This window comes from Pseudoalteromonas sp. S8-8 (genome assembly GCF_000497875.1).
GTDB classification, from domain to species: Bacteria; Pseudomonadota; Gammaproteobacteria; order Enterobacterales; family Alteromonadaceae; genus Pseudoalteromonas; species Pseudoalteromonas arctica.
The window spans coordinates 45,042-68,530 of record NZ_AUTR01000025.1; the positions used below are offsets into that span (position 1 = coordinate 45,042).

Sequence of the window (23,489 nt, forward strand, 5' to 3'; positions counted from 1 at the left end):
CGCTCTTTAGAATTGCGCGTTATGGTAAACGTTTTGTACGTCGTCGCAATCTTCTAACATCATTAAAAAGCGTTCCATAACTTCAACGTCTTCGCCTTCAATCGGCGTTTCAATTTGTGGCACAAAGCTAATTAGGTCTTCGTCAAACTCAGTCACACCCATTTCTTCAAGCGCTGTACGTGTATTGTTGTACTCTGTGTGAGGAGCAAAAACAGTAACTTTACCGTCATCAACTTCTACGTCAGTTACATCAACATCAGCCATCATTAATGCTTCAAGTACTGCTTCGTCGTCATCACCGTCAAATACAAAAATAGCAAGGTGATCAAATAAATGTGAAACAGAGTTTTGAGCGCCAATTTTAGCATTTGCTTTGGTAAAACAAACACGTACATCAGCAAAGGTACGCTTGTTGTTGTCTGTTAAACAGTCAACAATAATCATACAGTTACCAGGGCCGTAACCTTCGTAACGTGTTGCTGAGTAGTCTTCGCCGCCGCCACCTTTTGCTTTGTCGATTGCGCGGTCAATAACGTGTGCTGGTACTTGGTCTTTTTTAGCGCGTTCAATTAAACGACGTAATGATAAGTTACCATCTGGATCTACACCGCCGTTTTTAGCACAAATATAAATTTCTTTGCCGTACTTAGAATAAACTTTAGTTTTAGCACCCGCAGTCTTAGCCATTGAATCTTTTTTGTTTTGGTAAGCTCTTCCCATCTGCGTTTCGCCTTAATATATGTAAATAATAGAATGAAATTATAATGCGTATTCTAAAGGTAAATGCATTCAAGGGCTAGTAAGTATTAAAGCCGATTAAAACTGTAGCGTTTAAAGTCCATCTAAAGTGCATTTTAGTGAGGAGATTATCGAGGCATTTAGACGTTGGAATTATATCTATTATTGTAAATTTAACTCAATAAAAAAGGCAACCTGTATAACAGGTTGCCTTACTAAGTAATAAAAAGTAAGTATTACTTACCAAATACGTACACGTTCATCTTCAGGAAGGTATAACTCATCGCCTGGTTTTACATCAAACGCTTTGTACCATGCATCGTGGTTGCGTGGCGCTTGTGCTCTAAAGCGACCTGGGGCATGTGTGCCACCACGAAGTTGGTTAAGCATGCTTTGCTCAGTACGTTTTTCTTTCCATACTTGTGCCCACGCAAGGAAGAAACGTTGATCGCCAGTAACACCGTCAATAACAGGCGCTTCTTTACCATTTAAACTTAGCTTGTACGCGTGATAGGCCATTGATAACCCACCTACATCACCAATGTTTTCGCCAAGGCTATTGCGACCATTAACAAAGTTACCTTCGATTGGCTCGTATTTACTGTACTGCGCAGCCAGTTGGTCGGCTTTTTTGTCAAATGCAGCGCGGTCAGCATCAGTCCACCAATTACGTTGCACACCGTTTTCGTCTGATTTTGAACCTTGATCGTCAAATCCATGACCCATTTCGTGACCAATTACAGCGCCAATACCGCCATAGTTTACAGCCGGATCGGCATTTGGATCGAAAAACGGCGGTTGTAGTATCGCAGCCGGAAATACAATTTCATTAAACGAGCTATTGTAGTAAGCGTTTACGCGTTGTGGCGTCATGCCCCAGCGGTTACGGTCTGTTTTTTGTAGCTCTTTTTCAACACTTTCTGCGTGGAAAAACTCACGCATGTTTTTCACATTACCAATCAAATCGTTTTTAGTAATGCTTAAACCTTCATAAGACTGCCAAACATCGGGGTAACCAATTTTTGGTACAAATGCAGCAAGCTTAGCGCGCGCATTTACTTTAGTTGCATCACCCATCCATTCTAGATTATCAATACGTTCACCAAGGGCTGTTCGAAGGTTTTCAACCAGCTCTGACATTTGTTGTTTTGATGACTCAGGGAAGTAACGCGCTACGTATATTTTACCAATAGCAAAACCAAGCGAACTTGTGCCTGACATTTCACTTATTGCACGTTTCCAACGAGGGCGAGGTTCTTGCTGTCCGTTTAGTTCTTTACCAAAAAAAGCAAAGTTAGTATTAAATACGTCTTCTGATAGTAAACCTGCGTTACCGCTAATAGCGTGATACGTTAGGTAGTCTTTCCATACTGCAATATCTTCTTGATTGATTAGCTCAATCATCGCTTTTATTGGCTCAGGCTGAGACACATTTAACTGAGGTACTTTATAACCTGTTTGCGCAAAGTATAAATCCCAGTTAAAGCCAGGATAAGCAGTGCTTAAATCAGCACGTTCAACTTGGTTTAGGGTTAAATCGCGATTACGGCGCTTTTCACGAGGCCAATGATCTTGTGCAATTTTGGTTTCAAGATCAACAATTGCTTGAGCGCGCTCAGCGGTATTTTCAGTGCCTGCAAACTCAAGCATGTCAGCAATGTGAGCAACATAAGCTGTTCGGGTTTTTACAAAGCGCTCAGCGTCTTCAAGGTAGTAAGAGCGATCTGGTAAGCCTAACCCACCAGCACCTAGTGACATTTCATATTTATTAGGGTCTAGGCGATTAAACCACATGCCGCCGCCAAAAGGGGCTTTATTACCGGTTAACCAAGACTTACCAAACATTTCAGCTAAATCGTCAGTCGACGATATATCATTAATTTCACTTAACAATGGCTTAATAGGCGCTACACCTAGTTTATTAAGTGTTTCGGTATCCATATACGCATTGTAAAAATCAGCAACGAGTTTTTCTTCTGCGTTTAAATCTTTACGTGCTGCTATTTCTTCAATAATAGCTTTAACATCGCCTTCGCTGCGCTCAGCTAATCCTGAAAATGCACCGTAGCGGGTTTTATCTGCAGGCATTACGTAGTTGTCATACCACGTGCCACTGGCATACATAAAAAAGTCATCGCCTGGTTTAACTGCTTCGTTACGGGCTGTTAGGTCAACACCAAAACTACCTAACTCTGCTTTTTCTGTTACTGCTGCAGTGGCTATTTTAGGTTGTTGCTCGTCTGTTTTTGTTGTTTGCGGCTCTGAACAACCGGTAATAAATGTGGCAGCTAATGCTGCGGCAATTAAACTCTTTTTCATTACTTACTCCTGAGTATCACTGATTGAATTAAAGCAGCAGTGAATCATTTTTATTGTTACGAATATTTAACTTATCGATTGTTATTGATATTAATCATACAAACAAACCTTTTGAGGTGAATCACCACAGTGCTCGATAAAACTAATATAGAATAAAAGAGAAAGGCTAATAGGTGCTATAAAAGCTTTATTTAGCTCGAATACTTGAAAGTATCCGAGCTAAGAGGGGTTACACACTATTTATTTTTTATGCTGAAGCTCCCACATACGGGAATATTCTCCGGCGAGAGTAAGTAACTCGTCGTGCTTACCTTGCTCAATAATTTTTCCGGATTTGAGCACAATAATAGTGTCTGCATCGGTAATAGTAGAAAGGCGATGAGCAATAACAACGCTCGTATGGTTACTGGCAACTTCACGCATTGCTGCGAGTATTGCTTGCTCAGAATGAGAATCGAGGGCTGAAGTTGCTTCATCAAAAATTAAAATAGGGGACTTTTTCAAAATAGCGCGTGCAATGGCAATACGCTGTTTTTCGCCGCCTGATACTTTTAAACCACGCTCGCCAACCAGCGTTTTATCGCCTTTATCAAGTGTTGCTATAAAGTCTTTTAAATGCGCCATTGCAATGGCTTCATCAATTTCTGCATCACTTGCTGATGGCCTACCGTAAGCGATATTTTCACGAATGGTGGTGTTAAACAGCACAGTATCTTGCGGCACAATAGCAATGGCTTTTCGTAAACTATTAAGTGTTACTGAGTTTATTGCTTGATTATCGATACTAATTTCACCAGCGCTTACATCATAAAAACGATAAAGCAGTCGCGCTAATGAACTTTTACCAGCACCACTGGCACCAACAATGGCTACTTTGCTGCCAGCTTTAACACTAAAACTAAGGTTATTAAGAATAGGGCGATGCGCATCGTAACTAAAACTTACATTGTTAAATGTTATTTCACCTTGGCTAATATTTAGCTCTTTAGCATTAAGTGCATCGGTTATTTGTGGTTTCTTATTAAGTAGCCCAAGCATGTTTTCAAGGTCGGTTAGGGCGCGTCTTATTTCGCGGTACACAAAACCTAAAAAGTTAAGCGGTAAAAATAGCTGAATCATATACGCGTTAATCATCACAAGTTCACCAATAGAAAGCGTACCTGCAACTACCTCGGTTGAGCCCAACCACATTAACGCGGTAATAGCACAAGCAATAATAAGTGCTTGGCCTGAGTTGAGGGCGAGCAGCGACATTCTATTTTTTAAACGGGCTTTTTCCCAGTTTGCTAAAAAGGTGTCGTACGTTTTTGCTTCAAACTGTTCGTTATTAAAATACTTTACAGTTTCATAATTAAGTAGGCTGTCTATGGCGCGGGTATTACTTTGATTGTCGGCAGCATTTGCTTCTCTAATAAAGCGGTTTCGCCACTGAGTAACCACCACAGTAAAGGTAATATAAATAGCGACTGCCAGTAATGTAATAAGCGCAAACCAAACAGAAAACAACGTGCCAAAAATAATCGCAACGGTAAGTATTTCAAACAAAGTAGGCACTATATTAAACATTAAAAAGCGCATTAAAAAGCTTAACCCGCTCGTACCGCGTTCTATATCGCGGCTAATGCCACCGGTTTGCCTATCTAAATGAAAAGCCAGCTCAAGTGAGTGCAAATGCTTAAATACTTTTAAACCAATATCACGCATAGCGTGCTCGGTTACACGAGAAAATACAGCATCTCTTATTTCACCTAAAAATACGCTAGCAAAACGCAGTCCACCGTACATCAATAATAATAAAGCAGGAATAACTAACAGTGGGTTAATGGACTTATCTACAGAGTCTATTATTTCTTTAAGTGCCCAAGGCATTAAAAGCGTGGCACCTTTTGCGCCTATAAGCGCCATAAGTGCAATAAAAACACGGCCTTTAAATTTTGTAAGGTAGGGCCACAGTGTTATTACACTTTGGCGTAAATTCATGGCGTCTGGGCGTTTTTCTGTGCTTTGTCTGGGGCGCATTAGTGATCTCTGTTAAAACTAAATACTTAATTAATAAGCATTGTATTTTAAATGCTTGCCCTTATATACTACGCATCCCTTATTTTAGTTTTAAAACGTGAATGTTTAAATTTAGAGTGTTTTTAACTGCCTTTTTGCTACTTGCTGCACTTTTTAGTGTGCAGAGCAATGCTATGGGCGCCTCACAAAATTTAAATACTACTGTTAGTACGCAGGTTTCGCTTACTGATATTGCCGATTTAACTAAAATACAGGCTATTAGTAAGTCTGTAGATACTTCGCAGCATAAAAAAACGCATCAAACCGATTTTGACGCGCACCAACCAAGGTTAACAGCCAATAATTCATCATTGTTTTTGCACACTGTTCAAAGTGAGCCAGAATACGATGTGGTTTTTGAATTTTTTGCTCAAAATCTTGTTAGGCATATATTCTTACGACCAAGAGCGATTAATCCTATACAGCCTTGGTATACGCTTGTAACTAATAGTAAAAAGTCGCGCTTGAGTGGCTGGAAAGACGTAAACTTACTCTACAGAGCTGTAACTACCTACCACGCTTAATTTTCCTTATTTAATTTTATTAGGTTTTAACTTTTAAAGTTTTAGCCTGCAGATTAATTGTGCTTTTAAAAAGCACGTTGCTAGCTTTGCTGGCAATAAGGATTCAACATGTTAAGTTTTAAAAAAGATAAAAAGCCGTCTTCGGCTAAGTTCAAATTAAGCTATATAGCCATGCTAATAGTATTGGTTTTATTAGCTATCAGCGCATTACCAAACCTATATCCAAATAAATCGTGGTTGCACATCAGTGCTGCTCCGCACAGCGAAACGCAATCTTTACCGAGCACTAAAACGCTAGTTACTTTTTTGAATAACCAAGGGTTAGAGGTTGAGCAGGGTTTAGATAAGCAATCGACTATTAATGTACTTTTAAACGAGCCAACTAAAAGCGCTCAGGCGCAAGCGGCTATAAAAGCGCAATACCCAAACATGCAAGTTAAAATTGTTGAGCATGCAACCAGCCCAACATGGTTACAAGATTTTGGTTTATCACCAATAAAGCTGGGCCTTGATTTAAATGGCGGTGTGCTATTTGTACTAGACGTAGATTTAGATAAAGCCGTTGATGAGCAGTTAGTCAGTACGTATCAACAAGCTAAATCAATTATTATTAAGCAAAAAGCACATGGCGTAAAAGCGCAGCAAACTCAGCAGGGGTTTGAAATAAACGCATTGCCTAATGCAACCGACAAGTTAACCCCAGTTATTGAAGAGCTACAAAGCCGATTTGCTAATTTAGCCGTTGTAACAAGCAATAACGGCAGCGTTAAAACTGCCAAATTTAGTTATTCGGAGCAAGGCCGCAGCAGCTTTGATAAAGAAGTAATGGGGCAAACACTCACAACCCTTCGTTCACGTATTGAAGAGTTAGGCATTACCGAAGCGGTAACACAGCGCCAAGGAAAGCACCGCATTCGTATAGAGCTACCAGGCGTGCAAGATCCAACCGAAGCAAAACGTATTATTGGTGCAACAGCATCGCTTGGTTTTTATCAATTAAAAGAAATTGGCGGGCAAACATTTAATATGCAATCGGGCGGAACCATAAAGCTCGATCCTGTGCCAATTTTTACAGGCGATCATATTAATAATGCAAACATAGGGCGCGACGATTGGGGTAAACCACTTGTACAACTAAGCCTAGACGGCCAAGGCGGCGATGCAATGTCGGCGTTTTCAAAAGCCAACATTGGTAAGCCAATGGCGACAGTTTACTCTGAGTATTCTCAAAACGCTAAAGGCGAAGTAGTTAAAAAAAGCGAAGTTATTAATGTTGCCAATATTGCTCAGCATTTAAGTTCGCGTTTTAGTATTACCAATATGAAAAGCCAACAAGCTGCAGCCGATCTGGCATTGTTACTACGTGCAGGCTCGCTTACAGCACCCGTTACAATTGTGCACGAACAAACAATAGGGCCAAGCCTCGGCAGTGAAAACATTAGTAATGGTTTAGCCGCGCTTATGTTAGGTATGGGTATTACCCTTGCATTTATGGCGCTTTGGTATCGCCGTTTAGGCCTTATTGCAAATGTGGCACTTATATTAAATTTAACGTCGCTTGTGGGCTTAATGTCATTATTACCAGGGGTTGTGTTAACGCTTCCGGGTATTGCAGGTCTGGTGCTAACCATAGGTATGGCGGTAGACACTAACGTAATAATATTTGAACGCATTAAAGAAGAACGTCGCCAAGGCCGTGCACCATATCAAGCTATTCAAGAGGGTTATAAACAAGCCGCAAATACAATATTTGATGCCAATATAACCACCATGATCACCGCACTTATCTTATACGGCATAGGCTATGGGCCCGTTAAAGGTTTTGCCATTACATTAGCATTGGGACTTTTAACGTCTGTATTTACAGGTGTGTACGTATCAAAAATATTAAGCCAAACGTTGTATTTAAAAATGGGTAAAAAAGTAGGAGAAAAAGCACATGCTTAATTATTTTTTGAAAGGTGAAAAGGGCACACGCTTACGCTTTATGGGTATGCTTTTAAGTGCCATTTTAGTGCTGCTATCCGTATTTACGCTTACGCAAAAAGGTCTAAATTTTGGCCTAGATTTTACCGGCGGTTATTTAACTGAGTTTACAACCAGCCAAAGTGTTGAACTAAAAGAGCTTCAATCGTTTATTGCTAAAAATCACAACGGTGAGTTTGAGCTAACCGCGCAAGGTAATAGTCATTTTCAATTAAGAGAAGCGCCAAGTGCATCAACAACAGCTAATAGCCTTGATTGGCAAAGCGCTGTTACACAAAACGATGATATAAACGCACAGGTATTATCGTCAGCTTATATTGGCTCACAAGTCGGCGATGAGTTATTTGATCAAGGCTGTTTAGCAATGTTTGCTGCAATGATTGCGGTAATGATTTACCTTGCAGTGCGTTTTGAATGGCGATTAGCCGTTGGCTCTGTGGTAGCGCTAGTGCACGATTTAATACTCGTACTTGGGTTATTTTCACTATTACAAATTGAATTTAACCTAACCGTACTGGCAAGTTTACTGGCTATTATTGGTTACTCACTTAACGACTCAATAATAGTAGGGGATAGAGTACGCGAGCTTTTACGTGTTCAATCAAACAATGTACTTAGCCCAGCGACTATTATTAATAATGCGATTAAAAGCACACTAACGCGCACCTTAATAACGTCGGGTACCACACTTGCAACGGTTGCAAGCGTTTGGCTACTTGCAGGCACACCACTGCAAGGCTTTGCTATTGCATTATTTACCGGCATTGTAGTGGGTACGTTCTCGTCTATTTGTATAGCGGCAACCTTGCCGGAGCTATTGGGCTTAAGCGCTAAAAACTACGAAGTTAAAGTAGATGCCCACACGCAAACATTATTAGATATGCCATAAGGTTTTTAATAAAACACAAGTAAAGAGCTGCACCAACCAACGGCTCTTTGTTAGTTTAATGCAAATTTAAGCCCCGCTAGTATTCCCACCAAGCTTGCGGGGTTTAAAACAATGGTTTTAAGCCCCGCAAAAATGTTAAACTAGCTGCCTTATTTTTACAGCCTGTATTGTACTAATCCCCATGAATAAAACCCACGTAATCGAACACCTTCGTTTTGCGCTAGAAGCGCAGCTTACAACAGCAAAAGTAGCGGCAAAAACTGCGCACGACACCGCCACACATGAAGAAAACATAGCCGAAAATAAATACGATACTCTAGGGCTCGAAGCCGCTTATTTAGCACAAGGCCAAGCCCAGCGCGTAAACGATTGCTATAAAAGCATAGAATTGTTCGAACCTGCCTTTAATGAAAAACCAACCGACAAAATAGCTATCGGTTCGCTGGTATGTTTAGAAGATGATAACGCAGCCCAAAAATGGTTTTATTTAGGCCCTGCAGCTGGTGGTTTAACAGTAAACGTTAAAAAGCACGCAATTGCTGTTGTAACACCCGGCGCACCAATGGGTAAGCAGTTACTAAATAAACAGATTGATGATGAAATTACGTTAACAATTGCAGGTAAAGCCCACGAATATGTGGTGGTAGAGATTTTATAAAGCTTTGGTTTTTTAAGAGAACACCATCTGACAAAGCTATGCCAACGTAATAATCGCTTATTTATATTCATAAATTAATTGTCGGATGGCATGGCTCCGCCATTTATCCAACCTACAGCTATGTTTTTATAGCGTAACGTGGTGTGTATTTCAATTTCTACAAAGGCATATAATGAGAAGTACCTAATAGTTTAAAAGTGAGCAGGGTTGACGTTAGGTGCTCCCTTTTTAATTGATTTTAGTGGTTATACAGCCTCGTTAGTTGTATTTCCCAAGTTGGCTACTCGGTGCTACTATAGTGATACATCTGTTTGGGGATTATTATGAGAGTAGAACTAGTAACAACATTGAAGCGTCAAGCAACGAAGATATTATCTGAACTTCATTCCTCTAAAGAACCTGTGTTGATAACTGAACATGGACAACCATCTGCATACTTAGTAGATGTTGATGATTATGAATTTATGCAAAAGCGTATGCAAATTCTTGAGTCTCTTGCAAAAGGAGAGCAGGCAATAAGTCGTGGTGAAACCATGTCGAATGTTGAAGCTAAAGATAAAATGAATAAATGGCTGAAATAATTTGGACTAATCCAGCTTTGGATGATCTTAACGATATCGCTGAATATATCGCATTAAGCAATTTTCAGTCAGCGAAAAAATTGGTTTCCAAAATATTTGAAAAAGTTGAACGTCTCGAACTTTTTCCTGAATCAGGTAAAAAACCAATTGAGTTAGCTAACCTAAATTATCTTGAACTGGTCGTGAATCCTTGTCGTATATTTTACAAAAAAGATAACAATAAAGTATATATTTTGCACGTAATGAGACAAGAACGAGACTTACGAAAATTTTTGTTGCTAACGCAATATACAGCTAACAAGTAGGTAATCCCTGAGTGAAATTAGTATGACCCCCATACTAATTATTATAAAAAGCAATTATTAAAAAGCCATCCAAATATCTATCAAAATTCCAATTTAACCAATATAAGAACTAAATTATGGTTTGTTTATTAAAAAAAATTGCTACACACGTTCCTTAAGTGTTTAATATACCGTACATAAATAATATGGAGGTTGAAATATGAGACATAACAATTGGTCTTGCTCTAAGTGTAATAATAACGAATTTGATACCGGTGAAATAAGAGTTTCGGGTGGCTTTTGGTCAAGAATTTTTGATGTTCAAAATAAAAAGTACACCGCTGTGACATGCAGTCGATGTAGTTTTACTGAATTTTATAAAGGTTCATCATCAACACTTGGTAACGTATTTGATTTCTTTACTGGGTAATGAAAGCTTAAAAAGCACTTTAACTGAAATGTAAACTGATCAGTTCAAGAAGTACCTCCTCATTAAGGTGAAGAGGTTAAATGCTTAAACACACCTAAGCGATAATTTGCCTTATTAAATGTAGGTGGACCATTAGATATACACCAACTAATAGCAGTTAAAAAAATCTATTACACGCACTAATAATAGGCTTCAATGACAGAGCATAAGGCTTGGATGAATTTATTTTTATGATTTTTCATCTAACATCCTATATTTTAAATATCCAATTTTAGGTAGCTTTTTTCACAAACTTTGCTGTTACCATCATTTCGCCAATACCATCTACTTTACAATCTAGTTCGTGGTCTTTTTTATCAAGCACTCTTCTAACTACCGCTTTGGTACCAATTTTAATTACTTGCGAGCTGCCTTTAATTTTTAAATCTTTGGCTACTGTCACTTTGTCGTCATCACTTAGCACAGTGCCGTTGGCATCTTTAACTAAAATTGCGTCTTCATTGTTTGTGTTATTTGGGTTCCACTCATGAGCGCACTCAGGGCAAATAAGCAGTTGTTGGTCTTCGTAAACATATTCACATTGGCACTTTGGGCAAGCAGGCAGCGACATTTTTAACTCTCATAAGGTGTTGTTTTGCGTATTTTAATCTGCATTATTAGTTAATCAATATTTTTCATCTTCACGCTAAAAATATCTCGTTTGTGCGTTTTAAAAAAAGGGCATATAAAGCACATGTCGCTTAAGCAATTTAAGCGCTAACTCGTACAGTAGGTACCTGTTAAAGCACCCATCATATTAAGTGATACGCGCAATGCCCACTTAGTACGATGGGTGTTTCTATTTATAATGCTTAGTATTTTACTAAGCATGCTTTTTATATTTTGACTTAACTAGGAAAAGTCGTGTTTAAAACCTTAATTGTGGTTGATAACAACGAGCAAACGCTTGCTCAATCGTTCGAAAATGTAATTACGTTTAATACCTACTTACGTGATTACCCAAAACATAACGAACCAAAAACACGCATTATTAATCTGTGCGACTCAAGCCAATACTTGAGCAAAGGTTACTATTGCTCATTACTTGCTGAAGCGCGCAAGCACCAAGTTTTACCCAGTGTAAAAACCATTAATGCTCTTCGTAGTGGCCAAGCACCTATGTTAAATGTGGGCCAAATAGACGGCACTCTTTACTTTGGTAATGCCCAAAACGATTTACAATCAAAAGCGGCAAAGTCGGTATTTAAACAATACCCAGCGCCTATTTTATTTGTTGATGAGCAAGGCTTATTACAACAAGGATCGATGTCGTCTTTAAGCGAGCAACAGTACTGCGAATTTGTAGCCAAGCTAGATAACTTTACTAAAACGCAGTGGCGTATTAGTTCGGTACAACGTCGTTTTAGATGGGACATGGCAATACTTGTTGATCATAACGAAAAAGTGCCGCCGAGTGATAAAGACGCCATTGCACGCTTTATTAAAGCAGCGGCTAAGCACGGGATTTATGCACAAGCATTAAGCTTTGACGAAATTGACAATATTGCCCAGTTTGATGCGTTATTTATTCGCCAAACTACAGCGATTGACCATCCAACGTATCGCCTTGCAAGCAAAGCGCAAAGCCTGGGTTTAGTGGTTATTGACGACGCTGAGTCTATTTTACGTTGTTGTAATAAAGTGTATTTACACGATGCGTTTAATTACCAAAAAGTGCCAAGTTTAAAAACGGTTGTAGTGGCTGATCAAGCAAATGAAACGCTTGAGCAATTAGAAGAAGCGTTTACGTATCCGCTTGTTTTAAAAATGCCTGAAGGGTCGTTCTCAAAAGGTGTGTTTAAAGTTTCAAACCGTGATGAGCTAGCAGCTAAGCTTACAGAGCTGTTTGAGTTTAGCGCATTAGTGCTTGCACAAGAGTACATGTATACCGAATACGATTGGCGAGTGGGTGTGTTAAATGGCCGTGCAATTTATGCATGCCGCTATTTAATGGCGCGTAACCATTGGCAAATTTATAACCACGACGCTAAACGGTTTTTCTCTGGTGGCTTTGAAACCTTGCCAACCTTTGAGTTACCAAAAGCGGTATTAGATGCAGCATTAAAAGCATGTAAAACAGTGGGTAGGGGTTTATATGGCGTAGATGTTAAAGAGCATCAAGGCAAAGCATACGTGCTTGAAGTAAACGACAACCCAAGTATTGATCACAAAGTAGAAGACGGCTATTTAGGCGACGAGCTATACATGATCATTATGGATGAGTTTAAACAACGCTTAGAAGCACGAGGCCGTGGGTAATAACATGAGCAACCTTGTTATTCGAAAGGCGCTTGGCAGTGATTTAACTGCACTGATTGACGTTGAAAACGCTTGCTTTAATAACGACAAACTTAGCCCGCGCAGTTTAAAGCGCTGGCTTAGTGCAAAACACGGTATTTTACTCGTTGCAGAAAGTGGCGAGCAAATATGCGGCTATGGGCTAGTATGGTGCCATAAAGGGACTCGCTTAGCGCGTTTATATTCGCTTGCTGTAAAACCCACAATGCAAGGTAAAGGCATTGCAAAAGCACTGCTTACTAGTCTAGAAAAAGAAACGTGTGAGCGGGCTCGTATTTACCTTCGTTTAGAAGTGGCTGTAAATAACGAAGGTGCGATTGGGCTTTACAAAAGCTTAGGCTACAGAGTGTTTGGTCAATATAGCGATTATTACGACGACCACAGTGACGCACTACGAATGCAAAAAAACATTCGACAAACGAGTGAGTTAAAAGTGGCGCGTTTAACGCCGTGGTATCAGCAAACTACCGAGTTTACGTGCGGACCTGCTGCGCTATTAATGGCAATGGGGGCACTTGAGCCAACTACTGAGCTTAGCCAATCACATGAGTTAGCACTTTGGCGTGAAGGTACCACCATTTTTATGACATCGGGTCATGGTGGTTGCCATCCGTTTGGTTTGGCACTTGCCGCTCATAAGCGTGGTTTTAAAAGCGAGGTAATGGTTAATACCACCGAGCCTTTGTTTTTAGATGGCGTACGCAACGAAAACAAAAAAGTGGTACTTGCCACCGTGCATCAACAATTTGTAGATGGTATTGCACAGGCAAAAATACCGCTTACGCATAAAGATGTAGAGCTTGAGCATATTGAGCAGTGGTTAAGTAAAGGCTTTAGTGTGCTGTTATTAATTAGTACATACAGTTTTGATGGTAAAAAATCACCACATTGGGTGTGTGTTACGCACCTTGATGAGCACTGCGTGTATGTTCACGACCCGTTTTGTGAGCCCGGTAACGATAAACAGCTCGCAATAGATTGCCAATATGTACCTATTGCACGAAGTGATTTTAGTAAAATGTCAGCGTTTGGTAGCCAACGTTTAAGAACGGCGGTGGCTATAGCTAATAAAATATAAGGTTAACAGTGACTTTTTTAGATTTAATTGATGTAGCCCCGTATTCGTGGGCAGCTATTGGTACTGCGGCTTTTTGCGGTGCCATTATTGGTATAGAGCGCCAGTTGCGCGGCAAACCTGTAGGTATTCGTACCTCTGCGTTAATAACTTTGGGTACGTATTTGTTTTTATCCACTGCGTTTAATTTACAAGGGGATGTAATAGATCATTCTCGTGTAGTGGGGCAAATAATTACAGGTATTGGCTTTTTAGGGGCTGGCGTTATGCTCGCTAAAGATGGTGCGGTAGTTGGCGTAACCTCTGCTGCAACCATTTGGGTGCTTGCATCAATAGGCGTTATGATAGCGACCGAAAACCTTGGCGCTGCAATAAAACTTTCGGTGCTAGTGGTCGGTATTTTATACGGTGTAGACGTACTCGAAGCTAAATTTAAAAGCTTAAGCAAAGGCGTACACACTAAAGTAAAAAACTATCAAAAGCGCTATTATCGAAAAGAATTTAACGACACAGAACGCCACTAAAAGTGGCGTTTTTTAATTAGAGCGTAATTGTTTGATATTGGATGGCATCTTCAATAGGAGCTGGGCGCCCAATAAAATAGCCTTGTACGTTATCAACGCCTAGTTTTCTGAGTGTGTTTAATTCATCTTGATTTTCTATACCCTCAGCTACAATTGAGCAATTAATAGCTTTAACAAATCCGCATAGTGCCTTAGCTAATAAAAACTTTCTACGGTCTGTGTTTATATTTTGAGTGAGGCTTATGTCTAACTTAATGATATCTGCCTCTAATTCTAAAATATGCTGAAAAGATGAAAATCCAGCACCTACATCATCGATAGCTAGCTTTACACCCCGGTTCCTTAATGGTCGAAGTGCGGTTCTCATAGCTTGGTAGTCTAAAATAGGTGAATGTTCAGTCACTTCTAAAATTATTCTATTACAATCGATGCTTTGTAATACTTTGTCTATTGAGCCTGATAAAATATGCTGAGGTGAAGTATTTATAGTGATATAAGCTTTTTCATCAAATTGATCTAAGTAACGTAATGTATTTTGTATAGCAAGTATTTCTAATGCTTCTCCTAAACCCAGTTTTTCAGCATCTTTAAACCAAATGTCAGGTGTTTTATAGGGTTCAATAAAAAAGCGTGACAGAGACTCATAACCCGAAAGTTGATTGGTTGATAAATTAAATATGGGCTGAAAATAAATCGTAATATCGTTTGTTTTTATAATATTTTCAATAAGCGACTTTGACTCATTATTTAAAATGTCAGATTGAACCTTTTTTCGATTAACTCAGTAGCTATTTCAGAAATCAGCCTAAGAAATGACAAATCTCTGTCGTTCAAGGTATTGTCTAATACGGTTTTATAACAGCAAAAAGTTCCATAAATTTTTCCGGTGGATAAAATAATGGGTACACCAATATAAGAGCCAATATTTAGCTTTTCTGTGACTGGCATGTTGCGGGTTATTGGATGCTCAAGAGTATTAGGGATTATTTGTTCTAGCTCGTTATCGGATATTTTTTTACAGTAAGTTTCGCAAATTGGATCTGAATTACCTTCTGATACGCAGGTATTTGTAGTTTGGTTATCTACCACTTTAAAAACGCGATCAGTATTGGTGAATTCTGAAATAAACGCGACTTCCATACTCAAATGTTTTCGTACAAGTGAAAGTAACTTTAATAACTTTGATTCAATAGAAGCATCGCTTTGTGGATCAAAAAGGTGCTTACTAAGTTTATCTCTCATGCAGTTACCTTGGTATGGCGTAAATTATATTATTGATAAGAGTATAATTTATGTATAAAAAAATGCCAATTTAGAGTGCCGTCGCTGGTTATCCAAATAACTTTCGTCTAACTACTTTTCTATAACCACTGGGTGTTTGGCTTAATACTTTTTTAAACACGCGTGTTAAATGCCCTTGGTCGTTATATCCCACTTCTAAAGCCACTTCTTGAATTGATAAATTTGATGATGCTAATAACTCCTTCGCACCTTCTACGCGTAATTGTTGCCAATACTCAATAGGGCTTTGATTAGTGGCGGCTCTAAAACGGCGGGTAAAAGTACGGTAGCTCAAGCTAAATTGGGCAGCGACTTCTTGCAAGTTTAGCTCGGTGGCTAAATTTGTTTTTAGCCAAAACTGAATTTGCGCAATTAGCTCGTCGGGGTGACGGTCAACTGCACCTTCTAAGTAGCGTTGATCTTCGTAGGGTTTACGTATTTCGTGCGAAAAGTTTCGCTCTACATGTTGAGCGGCGGCTTTTCCATAGTACTGACTAATAATATGTACGATCACATCTGCAAGGGCATTAAGGCTTGCTACGGTGTACATGCGTTCTGACTGGGTTATAAAAAAGTCGGGTTTTAAACGCACTAACGGGTAGTCGTGGCTAAATTGATTGGCGTAGTGCCAATGGGTTGTAGCAGGGTGCCCATCAAGTAAGCCAGCCTCAGCTACTAAGCAGTTGCCAGTGCCTACACCAATTATATGGCTGCCTGCGCTAAAGCTCTCGCTTAGCCAATCAACTACGCCTTGATTTGTACGTACCACAGGACGTGGGTTTCGCCAAATTCCGGGCACTATAATTAAATCGCTGTAGGGCGCATTAGTTGTTATGCAATCAGGAATTATCGCAAGGCCTGCGCGAGTAGCTATAGATTCTGCACTTTTAGCCACTAAATTTATAGCAAGCGGTCTAAAATTTTGCTTATCAAGATGGCCTTTAGCAAAGGCCTCGCCGGCTCTTAGCATTTCTATAGGCAGCGTTAAACTAGTCACTAATAAATGCGGATATACCGCTATAGCAATGTTTAGTGGTGGATTAGTGTGTTTATCAGTCATATAAATGCTCCGACCAGTACATTTTGGCCTTTTGTGCTGAATATTTGGCTATTAAAGCACAATGTACAGTGCATAATCCATTTAAACTGCCTCTTCTTCTAATAACACGCTTTTTAAAGGTAAATTATGACTGCATTACCCGTTATAGTAGGCATGGGTGGCATTAACGCCGCTGGCCGTACTTCTTTTCATCAAGGTTATCGCCGTATCGTGTTAGATAGTTTAAATGCTCAAGATCGCAGTGAAACATTTTTAGGCCTCGCCACACTGATGAATCTAGTAAGTGTTGTAAACGGCCAATTACAAGATACACAAGGTAATAATGTTGAGCAAAGCGACATAGAAGCACGCTTTGGTGAGCAAATTATTGCTGGTACTCTTATTCGTAAAATTGAAAAAGAACACTTTGATGCCGATGCCACACCGTGGCAGCAAAAAATGACGCTAAACGCATCAAGCGATAACGCAATTGTGTTTGAAACGCGCGCTCGCGACTTACCTACACCTGTTCCAGCTAGCTGGCAAGTTGAAGAACTTGAAGGCAAAAAAGTAAAAGTAACTATTGCAGCCGACTTAGATGTTAAGCATGACTCAACACGTGATAATCCAATTAAATCTGCAGGGCAATTCCCGACTGGGTTTGATCCGTCTGTTATGTATAACAGCCGCTATCAGCCTCGTGGTTTGCAAGCTACTATTTTTGCAGCTACCGATGCTATTAAATCAACAGGGCTTGATTGGCAGCATATTATGAATAGCGTAGAGCCAGATAAAATTGGTACCTATTCAGCATCGGTAATTGGCCAAATGGACGACAAAGGCCTAGGCGGTTTAGTAAAGGCGCGCCAACAAGGCGACCGTGTTAGTACTAAGCAGTTAGCACTGGGTTTAAATACAATGTCGACCGACTTTATTAACGCGTATGTTACGGGCAATGTAGGGACTACGTTTTCGACCTCGGGGGCCTGTGCTACGTTTTTATACAACTTACGTGCAGCGGTTAACGACATACAGGCAGGGCGTACACGCGTTGCGGTTGTCGCAAGTGTTGAGTGTGCTATTACACCAGAGGTGATTGAAGGCTTTGGTAACATGAGCGCACTTGCAAATGTTGAAGGTTTGCGCCGTTTAGATAACTTATCAAGTGATGAAGAACCAGATTATCGTAAAAGTAGCCGACCATTTGGCGATAACTGCGGCTTTACATTAGGTGAAGGCGCACAAGTTGCTATTTTAATGGATGATGCCTTAGCCCTTGAATTAGGTGCTGACATAATGGGCTGCGTACCGGATGTATTTGTAAATGCAGATGGCATAAAAAAATCAATTACGTCACCTGGCCCTGGTAACTATATTACCATGGCTAAATCGGCTGCTTTAGCAACGAGCCTTTTAGGCAAAGAAGCCTTGCAAGAACGTAGCTTTATTTTAGCGCATGGCTCAAGTACACCGTTAAACCGCGTAACAGAGTCGTTGATATATCACAAAGTGGCACAAACGTTCGCTATTGATAATTGGAAAGTGACAGCGCCAAAAGCCTATGTTGGTCATACTATAGCTCCTGCAAGTGGCGACCAATTAGCGATAGCTTTAGGTGTATTTAGCCATAATATTATGCCGGGTATTACCACAATTGATAAAGTGGCTGATGATGTTTACACCGATCATCTTGATATTCGTAATAGCCATTACGAATGCGCCGATATGGATATTGCTTTTATAAATTCAAAAGGCTTTGGCGGTAACAATGCAACAGCTACCGTACTTTCACCAAAAGTAACAATGCAAATGCTCGCTAAGCGCTATGGCGATGAAGTTATGAGTAGTTACGCGCAGAAAAACATGGCAATTAAAGCCGCGCAACAAACGTATCAAGCTCAAGCCGATTTAGGCCAGTACGAACTTATTTACCGCTTTGGCGACGGACTTATTGACGACAACGACATTGTAATAGACGAGCAAAGTATTCAGTTACCTGGCTTTGAAAAAGCAATTACGTTTAGCACAACAAATTCCTATCAAGATATGTTTTAAGCACACATACTTGTTAGCAAGGCGCTTTTTAAGCGCCTTTTTTAATGTCTCAAATATATTTACCTATTAAGTTTTTTCTAGGTAAAGCTCATTAAGTGTACTATTTTTTTGTATTTACACTTGCTTTTATCTTGATCGTTTGTTTCTATTATATAAACACTATCTAGGATGGATAAAATCGATGAAAAAACTCATATTAGCGCTTTCTTTAACTTGTACTTTTACTCAACTCTCTGTTTTTGCTGACGACTTTGTTCCTGCAGAAGTAATTAATAAAAACTACGATCAGCTCACTAATACTTCTTCGCGCGCTTCGAGGTTAGAGGGGATTAATTTGAGCAGTTACGTGGTTGATAAAAGCGGGCAGGTTAGTGATATAGAAATTGTAGCTACGGTTGGGCAAAAAAAGTACCAAAGAGAAGTAATGGATTACGTGTCTAAGCTCAACTACAAAAGTGCAAAATTAAATGGTGAGACTATACCTGTAGCAAAAACCATTACTGTGAGTTCGCAAAATTTGCATATTAATTTTTCAAACGATAAAGCGTCTCGCGGCTTTTTTAATGATTATGAGCAAGCTAGTAAATTACTCGATGAAAAGAAATACGATGAAGCTAAAAGCCGTATCGATGAATTAGAAAATGAACATACAAAAAATACGGTTGAGATTGTTTTGCTTGCATGGCTTAAAAGCCAGCACAGTTATTTTGTGCAAGATTGGAAGAGCTTTGATCAGCATATCTACGAAGCGTTTTTATTTAGAGATAATCTACCGGATCAAATTCAAAAACGTGTGATTAAAAACGCTTTACAGTGGTTTATATCAAAACAAGATTATGTACGTGCTTATGATGCAATAGATGCACTAGGCAATATTGAATCCATAACCTTTACAGAGCAAAACAAGGAACAGTTGTTAACTCAAGTGAACGATATTTATAAAAACTCGGGAGATATTAAACAACAATTTAGTTTAGCTTCAGAACAAGCTGTAATGCCTATGATGTCGAAGTCTGAAGTTAAATTAGAATCAGAATTACCACTGAGCAAAGTGCAACTTAGATGCGAAAACAAAGTCGTTGACTATGACACTAATACAATTGATAAAATTGTTATTTCGAAAAATGATTTGCGTTGTGGATTATTAATAAAAAGCGCTCAAGCACAAACAATTACACTTAAGCAAAGCGGTGAAAGCTTTTTATAAAAATTGTAACTCCCCACATATAAATTATGGGGAGTTATTGCATTAATAAGTCTTGGCTATTCAAACAATGCATTGGAATTTTGCTGCAATACTTATTAAAAAAACTGTTACTTAAACTTTTTTACATACCTAAGCGTTATAAAATTAATAATGGCAAGTAATATGGCTATTTCGTATCGGCTATAGGCTACAGCTATACCAATTAAGCCCATATTCCAAATACTGGCTGCGGTTGCTGTGCCGGAGGTTGATTTGTTATTTTTCAAAATTGCGCCACCGCCAATAAAACCAATACCAGTAATGATGCCTTGCAACATTTTTGATTGAGCTTCTGCGCCATCTAAAACCGACATAGCAATTAATGCATACCCACACGATGCAACAGCAACAAGAGGAAAGGTACGAAGGCCTGCGCCATCATTACTACGCTCTCTGTCGTATGCCATGGGTAGTGCAAGTAGGTATGCAATACCTAAGTGTATTAAGTTATCGATGATTTCATTCCACTGTAAATCAATTTCCATTATTAAGCCTGTGCTGGTTAACTTTGTTAATAATAAGCAAACAGCAAGCCATGGCATAAGTGACTATTAATCAATGAGTTATTGTTAATACCTGTATTTAACAAGAATTATTGAGGAAACTTTTACATGTTTTTATTACTATTTTACGCAATAGTTAATTTGATCTGAGTTTTAAAGCCCCGTATTCTTTTATCCAGACTAAAAGACACCTATGTGAATCTCTTGCCTTTAAATAAAACATTAAGCACACCCACTAAGCTTGAAAAAACAGCCTTACTATTTTGCGTTGGGTTATCTGTTATTGCTTTTTTATTTCCTGAATTACTCACAGAGCACTTACAACCCGCTATTAATAAAATTTTAGGTTATTTAGGGTCGCCATTTTTTATATTGGTAAACTTGTTACTTTTTTCCGTGATAGCTATCGCTATAAGCCCATTAGGGCAACGAAAAATAGGAGGAGCGCAAGCACTTGTTGAGTTTAGTACCTTTGGTTGGCTTTCTATGTTGTTTGCAGCAGGAATGGGCTCAGGACTTATATTTTGGGGAGTAGCAGAGCCTGCACTACACACGGTTAATTCGCCTTTAAAGCAAAGCTTGTATCCTAACAATCAAACAAGTGGTTTGGCACTTACACTAGTTAATTGGGGCGCGCATGCATGGGCACTCTATGCAGTATTTGGTTTGGTATTAGGTGGGCTTACTCGCAATAGTGGTAAAGCGGGCGATATTAGTGCTCCTGTGATCAGTGCAACCAAAGGCGTTATTAATCGGGCTTGGCAGTTACAGCTGAGCTTTAGCATTAAATTAATTGCCATACTTGCAATATTTTTTGGTGTCGTGGGCACAATTGCTAATTCAACTTTATTACTGCGTAAAGGGCTCGAGCTTGAGCTAGGGGTTGAATCGGCTTTATTTTCGGGGTTTATTATAATTTTTTTAATTGCGCTGCTTTATACCATTTCTGCAAAGTTGGGGCTTAAAAAAGGAATTCAAACTCTTAGTAAGTTTAATGTGTTTTTAGCATTTGCACTTATAGCATGGCTATTAATTTTTGTGCCTATAAAGCCAATTATAGACATAGCTGTAGGAGGAACATGGGATTACATTCAGCTCATAACCACAGGTACATGGCAGTTTGAAAGCGTACTTAATGACCCCGCATGGGCAACAGGTTGGACATACAATTACTATTTTTGGTGGTTAGCTTGGGGCCCGTTTGTTGGTGTGTTTTTGGCAAAAATTAGCCAAGGACGGCCGGTTTGGCAATACATTTTAGGTGTCGTATTTGTACCAACCTTTGTGACTATTATATGGTTTAGTGTGTTTTCGGGCTCTGCAATTGCGTGGGATCAAACTCACAATGCAGGCATTTTAGAGGCTATTAAAGCCGATTATACGCAAGGGCTGTTTGTATTTTTCGAGCAATTAGGCTGGCAAGGCGGTCTATTAATTTGGTCAAGTTTATTGCTTCTACTCATTTTTGTAGCCACATCAGCAGACTCTGCTGTTTTGGTTATTCGCCAATTAAGTGGTGCAAGTGAAGCTCAAACATGGAGCTTGTATGCTTGGTCGTTTGCATTAGGTTTATGCGCTTTTGTTTTGCTAGTACAAAATAATGAACCGTTAAACAGAAGTGTTGCGATTATTGGAGCGCTTCCTTTTTTAATTATATTTATATTGCAATTAATTGGTTTTATTAAAGAGTTCATACGTGAATTTAAGCACTAAGGCTTACATTTTTTTACAATGCTATTTTTAAAATTGTATATAATTTAGGTAATTATATTGGTGGGGTTAATAATGCGTACTTTATTGATTATTCTATTTTCAAATGTATTAATTGGTTGCGCTGCTGCGGGTATAGTTTTAGATGGGGCAGCGCGCTCTCAACCTGGCCCAGTAAATGCGGGGCCTGTTGTAAAAGATAAAGAGGGCTTTAGCTTTACTAAACTCGGTGTTGAAGCCGATATGGCTATAGTTGAATTTATTAAAGGTAAGGGCAATAACAATACGGTACAAGTATGCAGGCAAGTGAGTAAAGTATTGAAAGAGTGTGTAGAGTTAGAAAAGCCATCCCTACACACTAATGAGCCTATGCAGTTAAAAACTGATGATGAAATAATAAGTGTTGGTCAATAAAGCTGCTTATAAAAAAGTAGCTATGATCGTAGCCCGCTTGCATTTCAAGTGTAAGCGGGTAGCCTTTTTTATCTGCAATAGCGACTAGGTTTTCAGGCTTAAGTTGCTCTTGTAAAAAACCATCGGCATCACCTTGACTCACTAACATAGGTAAGTAATGAGCTTGCTCTGCGTTTTTCATCAACTCGCAGCTATCATATTGTGCCCAAAGCGCCTTATCATTTCCTAAATAGCCAGAAAATGCTTTTACACCCCAAGGGCATTCAATCGGATTTACAATAGGGCTAAAAGCCGAGGCACTTACAAACGAAGTCGGGTTTTTAAGTGCAACCATTAATGCACCGTGCCCGCCCATAGAGTGACCACTAATTGCTTTTGTGCTTGTTATCGGAAAATGTTGTTCAATAAGTGCTGGTAACTCACTAACAACATAATCGTACATATTAAAATGAGTGTTGTAAGGAGCTTGCGTGGCATTTACGTAAAAGCCTGCGCCTTGTGCAAAGTCGTAGCTGTCTTCATTGGGGACGTTTTCGCCGCGCGGGCTAGTGTCAGGCGCTACAATAGCAATACCCAGCTCAGCTGCTTTTTTAAATGCGCCGGCTTTTTGCATAAAGTTTTCGTCGGTACAGGTTAAACCTGATAACCAATAAAGTACCGGTACTTTATTTGCTTCACTTGCGCCAGGTGGTAAAAATACGGCAAAGCGCATAGTGCAATGTGTACTTTGCGAGCTGTGAGTATATTGTTTATGCCAACCGCCAGACACTTTTACACTTGAGATATTTTCTAACATACTTAATCCTTAAAAGCCGTAAACTTAAAAGTATTACGGCTT

General features: G+C 39.4%; 23 protein-coding genes. 14 read left to right on the plus strand and 9 right to left on the minus strand.

Annotated elements, in window-relative coordinates; translation table 11 throughout:
* Positions 1-6 precede the first annotated feature (6 nt).
* The 3 genes from L659_RS0107440 to L659_RS0107450 form a co-directional block, all read right to left on the minus strand.
* Positions 7-720, minus strand: a complete 714-nt coding sequence (locus tag L659_RS0107440) for a YebC/PmpR family DNA-binding transcriptional regulator (RefSeq protein ID WP_024590109.1) — start codon at positions 718-720, stop codon at positions 7-9.
* 258 nt (positions 721-978) lie between these two features.
* The gene (locus tag L659_RS0107445) at positions 979-3,057 is read right to left on the minus strand and encodes a M13 family metallopeptidase (RefSeq protein WP_024590110.1); all 2,079 of its coding nucleotides are present in this window, start codon (positions 3,055-3,057) and stop codon (positions 979-981) included.
* A 240-nt stretch (positions 3,058-3,297) separates the two neighbouring features.
* Complete coding sequence (locus L659_RS0107450) at positions 3,298-5,076, minus strand: ABCB family ABC transporter ATP-binding protein/permease (RefSeq protein WP_024590111.1); 1,779 nt, start codon at positions 5,074-5,076, stop codon at positions 3,298-3,300.
* Between the two features lie 101 nt (positions 5,077-5,177).
* Here L659_RS0107450 and L659_RS0107455 point away from each other — a divergent pair, with 101 nt between their 5' ends.
* From L659_RS0107455 to L659_RS0107485, 7 genes are all read left to right on the plus strand, one after another.
* Positions 5,178-5,639: a hypothetical protein gene (locus tag L659_RS0107455; RefSeq protein WP_024590112.1), complete on the plus strand. Its 462-nt coding sequence runs from the start codon at positions 5,178-5,180 to the stop codon at positions 5,637-5,639.
* 108 nt (positions 5,640-5,747) lie between these two features.
* A complete protein-coding gene (secD, locus tag L659_RS0107460; RefSeq protein WP_024590113.1) occupies positions 5,748-7,586 on the plus strand; it encodes a protein translocase subunit SecD in 1,839 nt (612 codons plus the stop codon).
* Positions 7,579-8,514, plus strand: coding sequence for a protein translocase subunit SecF (secF, locus tag L659_RS0107465; protein ID WP_024590114.1), 936 nt, complete (start codon positions 7,579-7,581; stop codon positions 8,512-8,514). Before secD ends, secF begins: the two co-directional genes overlap by 8 nt.
* Before the next feature lie 181 nt (positions 8,515-8,695).
* The gene (locus tag L659_RS0107470) at positions 8,696-9,172 is read left to right on the plus strand and encodes a GreA/GreB family elongation factor (protein ID WP_010555055.1); all 477 of its coding nucleotides are present in this window, start codon (positions 8,696-8,698) and stop codon (positions 9,170-9,172) included.
* A 323-nt stretch (positions 9,173-9,495) separates the two neighbouring features.
* Positions 9,496-9,753 carry a type II toxin-antitoxin system Phd/YefM family antitoxin gene (locus L659_RS0107475; protein ID WP_010555056.1) on the plus strand — a complete coding sequence of 86 codons (258 nt, stop codon included), beginning with the start codon at positions 9,496-9,498 and terminating at the stop codon, positions 9,751-9,753.
* Positions 9,741-10,058, plus strand: a complete 318-nt coding sequence (locus L659_RS0107480; RefSeq protein ID WP_024590115.1) for a type II toxin-antitoxin system RelE/ParE family toxin — start codon at positions 9,741-9,743, stop codon at positions 10,056-10,058. The genes L659_RS0107475 and L659_RS0107480 overlap by 13 nt, the downstream gene beginning before the upstream one ends.
* Before the next feature lie 199 nt (positions 10,059-10,257).
* Entirely contained in the window at positions 10,258-10,467 is a 210-nt protein-coding gene (locus L659_RS0107485; RefSeq protein WP_007582647.1) for a zinc ribbon domain-containing protein, read from the plus strand.
* A gap of 271 nt (positions 10,468-10,738) precedes the next feature.
* On the opposite strand, the gene L659_RS0107490 is transcribed toward L659_RS0107485, so the two are convergent.
* The gene (locus L659_RS0107490; protein ID WP_024590116.1) at positions 10,739-11,077 is read right to left on the minus strand and encodes a zinc ribbon domain-containing protein YjdM; all 339 of its coding nucleotides are present in this window, start codon (positions 11,075-11,077) and stop codon (positions 10,739-10,741) included.
* 293 nt (positions 11,078-11,370) lie between these two features.
* On the opposite strand from L659_RS0107490, the gene L659_RS0107495 reads away from it, so the two are divergent.
* From L659_RS0107495 to L659_RS0107505, 3 genes are read left to right on the plus strand one after another with little or no spacing between them, the layout of a single operon-like run.
* Positions 11,371-12,765, plus strand: a complete 1,395-nt coding sequence (locus L659_RS0107495) for a RimK family protein (RefSeq protein ID WP_024590117.1) — start codon at positions 11,371-11,373, stop codon at positions 12,763-12,765.
* A gap of 4 nt (positions 12,766-12,769) precedes the next feature.
* Positions 12,770-13,882, plus strand: a complete 1,113-nt coding sequence (locus L659_RS0107500; RefSeq protein ID WP_024590118.1) for a GNAT family N-acetyltransferase/peptidase C39 family protein — start codon at positions 12,770-12,772, stop codon at positions 13,880-13,882.
* 8 nt (positions 13,883-13,890) lie between these two features.
* Positions 13,891-14,403: an MgtC/SapB family protein gene (locus L659_RS0107505; protein WP_007582656.1), complete on the plus strand. Its 513-nt coding sequence runs from the start codon at positions 13,891-13,893 to the stop codon at positions 14,401-14,403.
* A 16-nt stretch (positions 14,404-14,419) separates the two neighbouring features.
* Here L659_RS0107505 and L659_RS1000000123905 read toward each other — a convergent pair whose 3' ends face one another.
* The 3 genes from L659_RS1000000123905 to L659_RS0107515 form a co-directional block, all read right to left on the minus strand.
* The gene (locus tag L659_RS1000000123905; RefSeq protein WP_308807813.1) at positions 14,420-15,157 is read right to left on the minus strand and encodes an EAL domain-containing protein; all 738 of its coding nucleotides are present in this window, start codon (positions 15,155-15,157) and stop codon (positions 14,420-14,422) included.
* On the minus strand, positions 15,151-15,645 hold the full coding sequence (locus L659_RS1000000123910) for a GAF domain-containing protein (RefSeq protein WP_231388432.1): 495 nt from the start codon (positions 15,643-15,645) through the stop codon (positions 15,151-15,153). Before L659_RS1000000123910 ends, L659_RS1000000123905 begins: the two co-directional genes overlap by 7 nt.
* A gap of 88 nt (positions 15,646-15,733) precedes the next feature.
* A complete protein-coding gene (locus tag L659_RS0107515; RefSeq protein WP_024590119.1) occupies positions 15,734-16,744 on the minus strand; it encodes a GlxA family transcriptional regulator in 1,011 nt (336 codons plus the stop codon).
* 126 nt (positions 16,745-16,870) lie between these two features.
* Here L659_RS0107515 and L659_RS0107520 point away from each other — a divergent pair, with 126 nt between their 5' ends.
* Both L659_RS0107520 and L659_RS0107525 read left to right on the plus strand, forming a co-directional pair.
* The gene (locus tag L659_RS0107520) at positions 16,871-18,778 is read left to right on the plus strand and encodes a beta-ketoacyl synthase (protein WP_024590120.1); all 1,908 of its coding nucleotides are present in this window, start codon (positions 16,871-16,873) and stop codon (positions 18,776-18,778) included.
* 181 nt (positions 18,779-18,959) lie between these two features.
* A complete protein-coding gene (locus L659_RS0107525) occupies positions 18,960-19,985 on the plus strand; it encodes an energy transducer TonB (protein ID WP_024590121.1) in 1,026 nt (341 codons plus the stop codon).
* A 107-nt stretch (positions 19,986-20,092) separates the two neighbouring features.
* Here the strand turns inward: L659_RS0107525 and L659_RS0107530 are convergent, their stop codons facing one another.
* Positions 20,093-20,509, minus strand: a complete 417-nt coding sequence (locus L659_RS0107530; protein WP_024590122.1) for an MgtC/SapB family protein — start codon at positions 20,507-20,509, stop codon at positions 20,093-20,095.
* Positions 20,510-20,722: 213 nt separating this feature from the next.
* On the opposite strand from L659_RS0107530, the gene L659_RS0107535 reads away from it, so the two are divergent.
* The gene (locus L659_RS0107535) at positions 20,723-22,240 is read left to right on the plus strand and encodes a BCCT family transporter (RefSeq protein WP_024590123.1); all 1,518 of its coding nucleotides are present in this window, start codon (positions 20,723-20,725) and stop codon (positions 22,238-22,240) included.
* 72 nt (positions 22,241-22,312) lie between these two features.
* A complete protein-coding gene (locus tag L659_RS0107540; RefSeq protein ID WP_024590124.1) occupies positions 22,313-22,651 on the plus strand; it encodes a hypothetical protein in 339 nt (112 codons plus the stop codon).
* Here L659_RS0107540 and fghA read toward each other — a convergent pair.
* Positions 22,605-23,447, minus strand: coding sequence for an S-formylglutathione hydrolase (fghA, locus tag L659_RS0107545; RefSeq protein ID WP_024590125.1), 843 nt, complete (start codon positions 23,445-23,447; stop codon positions 22,605-22,607). The genes L659_RS0107540 and fghA overlap by 47 nt on opposite strands.
* Positions 23,448-23,489: the final 42 nt, after the last annotated feature.

Bases quoted from the DNA above. Each gene is read 5' to 3' on its own strand.
- L659_RS0107455 (WP_024590112.1), top strand. From the start codon at position 5,178: ATGTTTAAATTTAGAGTGTTTTTAACTGCCTTTTTGCTACTTGCTGCA.
- L659_RS0107520 (WP_024590120.1), top strand. From the start codon at position 16,871: ATGACTGCATTACCCGTTATAGTAGGCATGGGTGGCATTAACGCCGCT.
- L659_RS0107470 (WP_010555055.1), top strand. From the start codon at position 8,696: ATGAATAAAACCCACGTAATCGAACACCTTCGTTTTGCGCTAGAAGCG.
- fghA (WP_024590125.1), bottom strand. From the start codon at position 23,447: ATGTTAGAAAATATCTCAAGTGTAAAAGTGTCTGGCGGTTGGCATAAA.
- L659_RS0107480 (WP_024590115.1), top strand. From the start codon at position 9,741: ATGGCTGAAATAATTTGGACTAATCCAGCTTTGGATGATCTTAACGAT.
- L659_RS0107500 (WP_024590118.1), top strand. From the start codon at position 12,770: ATGAGCAACCTTGTTATTCGAAAGGCGCTTGGCAGTGATTTAACTGCA.
- secF (WP_024590114.1), top strand. From the start codon at position 7,579: ATGCTTAATTATTTTTTGAAAGGTGAAAAGGGCACACGCTTACGCTTT.
- L659_RS0107490 (WP_024590116.1), bottom strand. From the start codon at position 11,077: ATGTCGCTGCCTGCTTGCCCAAAGTGCCAATGTGAATATGTTTACGAA.
- L659_RS0107440 (WP_024590109.1), bottom strand. From the start codon at position 720: ATGGGAAGAGCTTACCAAAACAAAAAAGATTCAATGGCTAAGACTGCG.
- L659_RS0107515 (WP_024590119.1), bottom strand. From the start codon at position 16,744: ATGACTGATAAACACACTAATCCACCACTAAACATTGCTATAGCGGTA.
- L659_RS0107540 (WP_024590124.1), top strand. From the start codon at position 22,313: ATGCGTACTTTATTGATTATTCTATTTTCAAATGTATTAATTGGTTGC.
- L659_RS0107445 (WP_024590110.1), bottom strand. From the start codon at position 3,057: ATGAAAAAGAGTTTAATTGCCGCAGCATTAGCTGCCACATTTATTACC.
- L659_RS0107485 (WP_007582647.1), top strand. From the start codon at position 10,258: ATGAGACATAACAATTGGTCTTGCTCTAAGTGTAATAATAACGAATTT.
- L659_RS0107450 (WP_024590111.1), bottom strand. From the start codon at position 5,076: ATGCGCCCCAGACAAAGCACAGAAAAACGCCCAGACGCCATGAATTTA.
- secD (WP_024590113.1), top strand. From the start codon at position 5,748: ATGTTAAGTTTTAAAAAAGATAAAAAGCCGTCTTCGGCTAAGTTCAAA.
- L659_RS1000000123910 (WP_231388432.1), bottom strand. From the start codon at position 15,645: ATGAGAGATAAACTTAGTAAGCACCTTTTTGATCCACAAAGCGATGCT.
- L659_RS0107530 (WP_024590122.1), bottom strand. From the start codon at position 20,509: ATGGAAATTGATTTACAGTGGAATGAAATCATCGATAACTTAATACAC.
- L659_RS0107525 (WP_024590121.1), top strand. From the start codon at position 18,960: ATGAAAAAACTCATATTAGCGCTTTCTTTAACTTGTACTTTTACTCAA.
- L659_RS0107475 (WP_010555056.1), top strand. From the start codon at position 9,496: ATGAGAGTAGAACTAGTAACAACATTGAAGCGTCAAGCAACGAAGATA.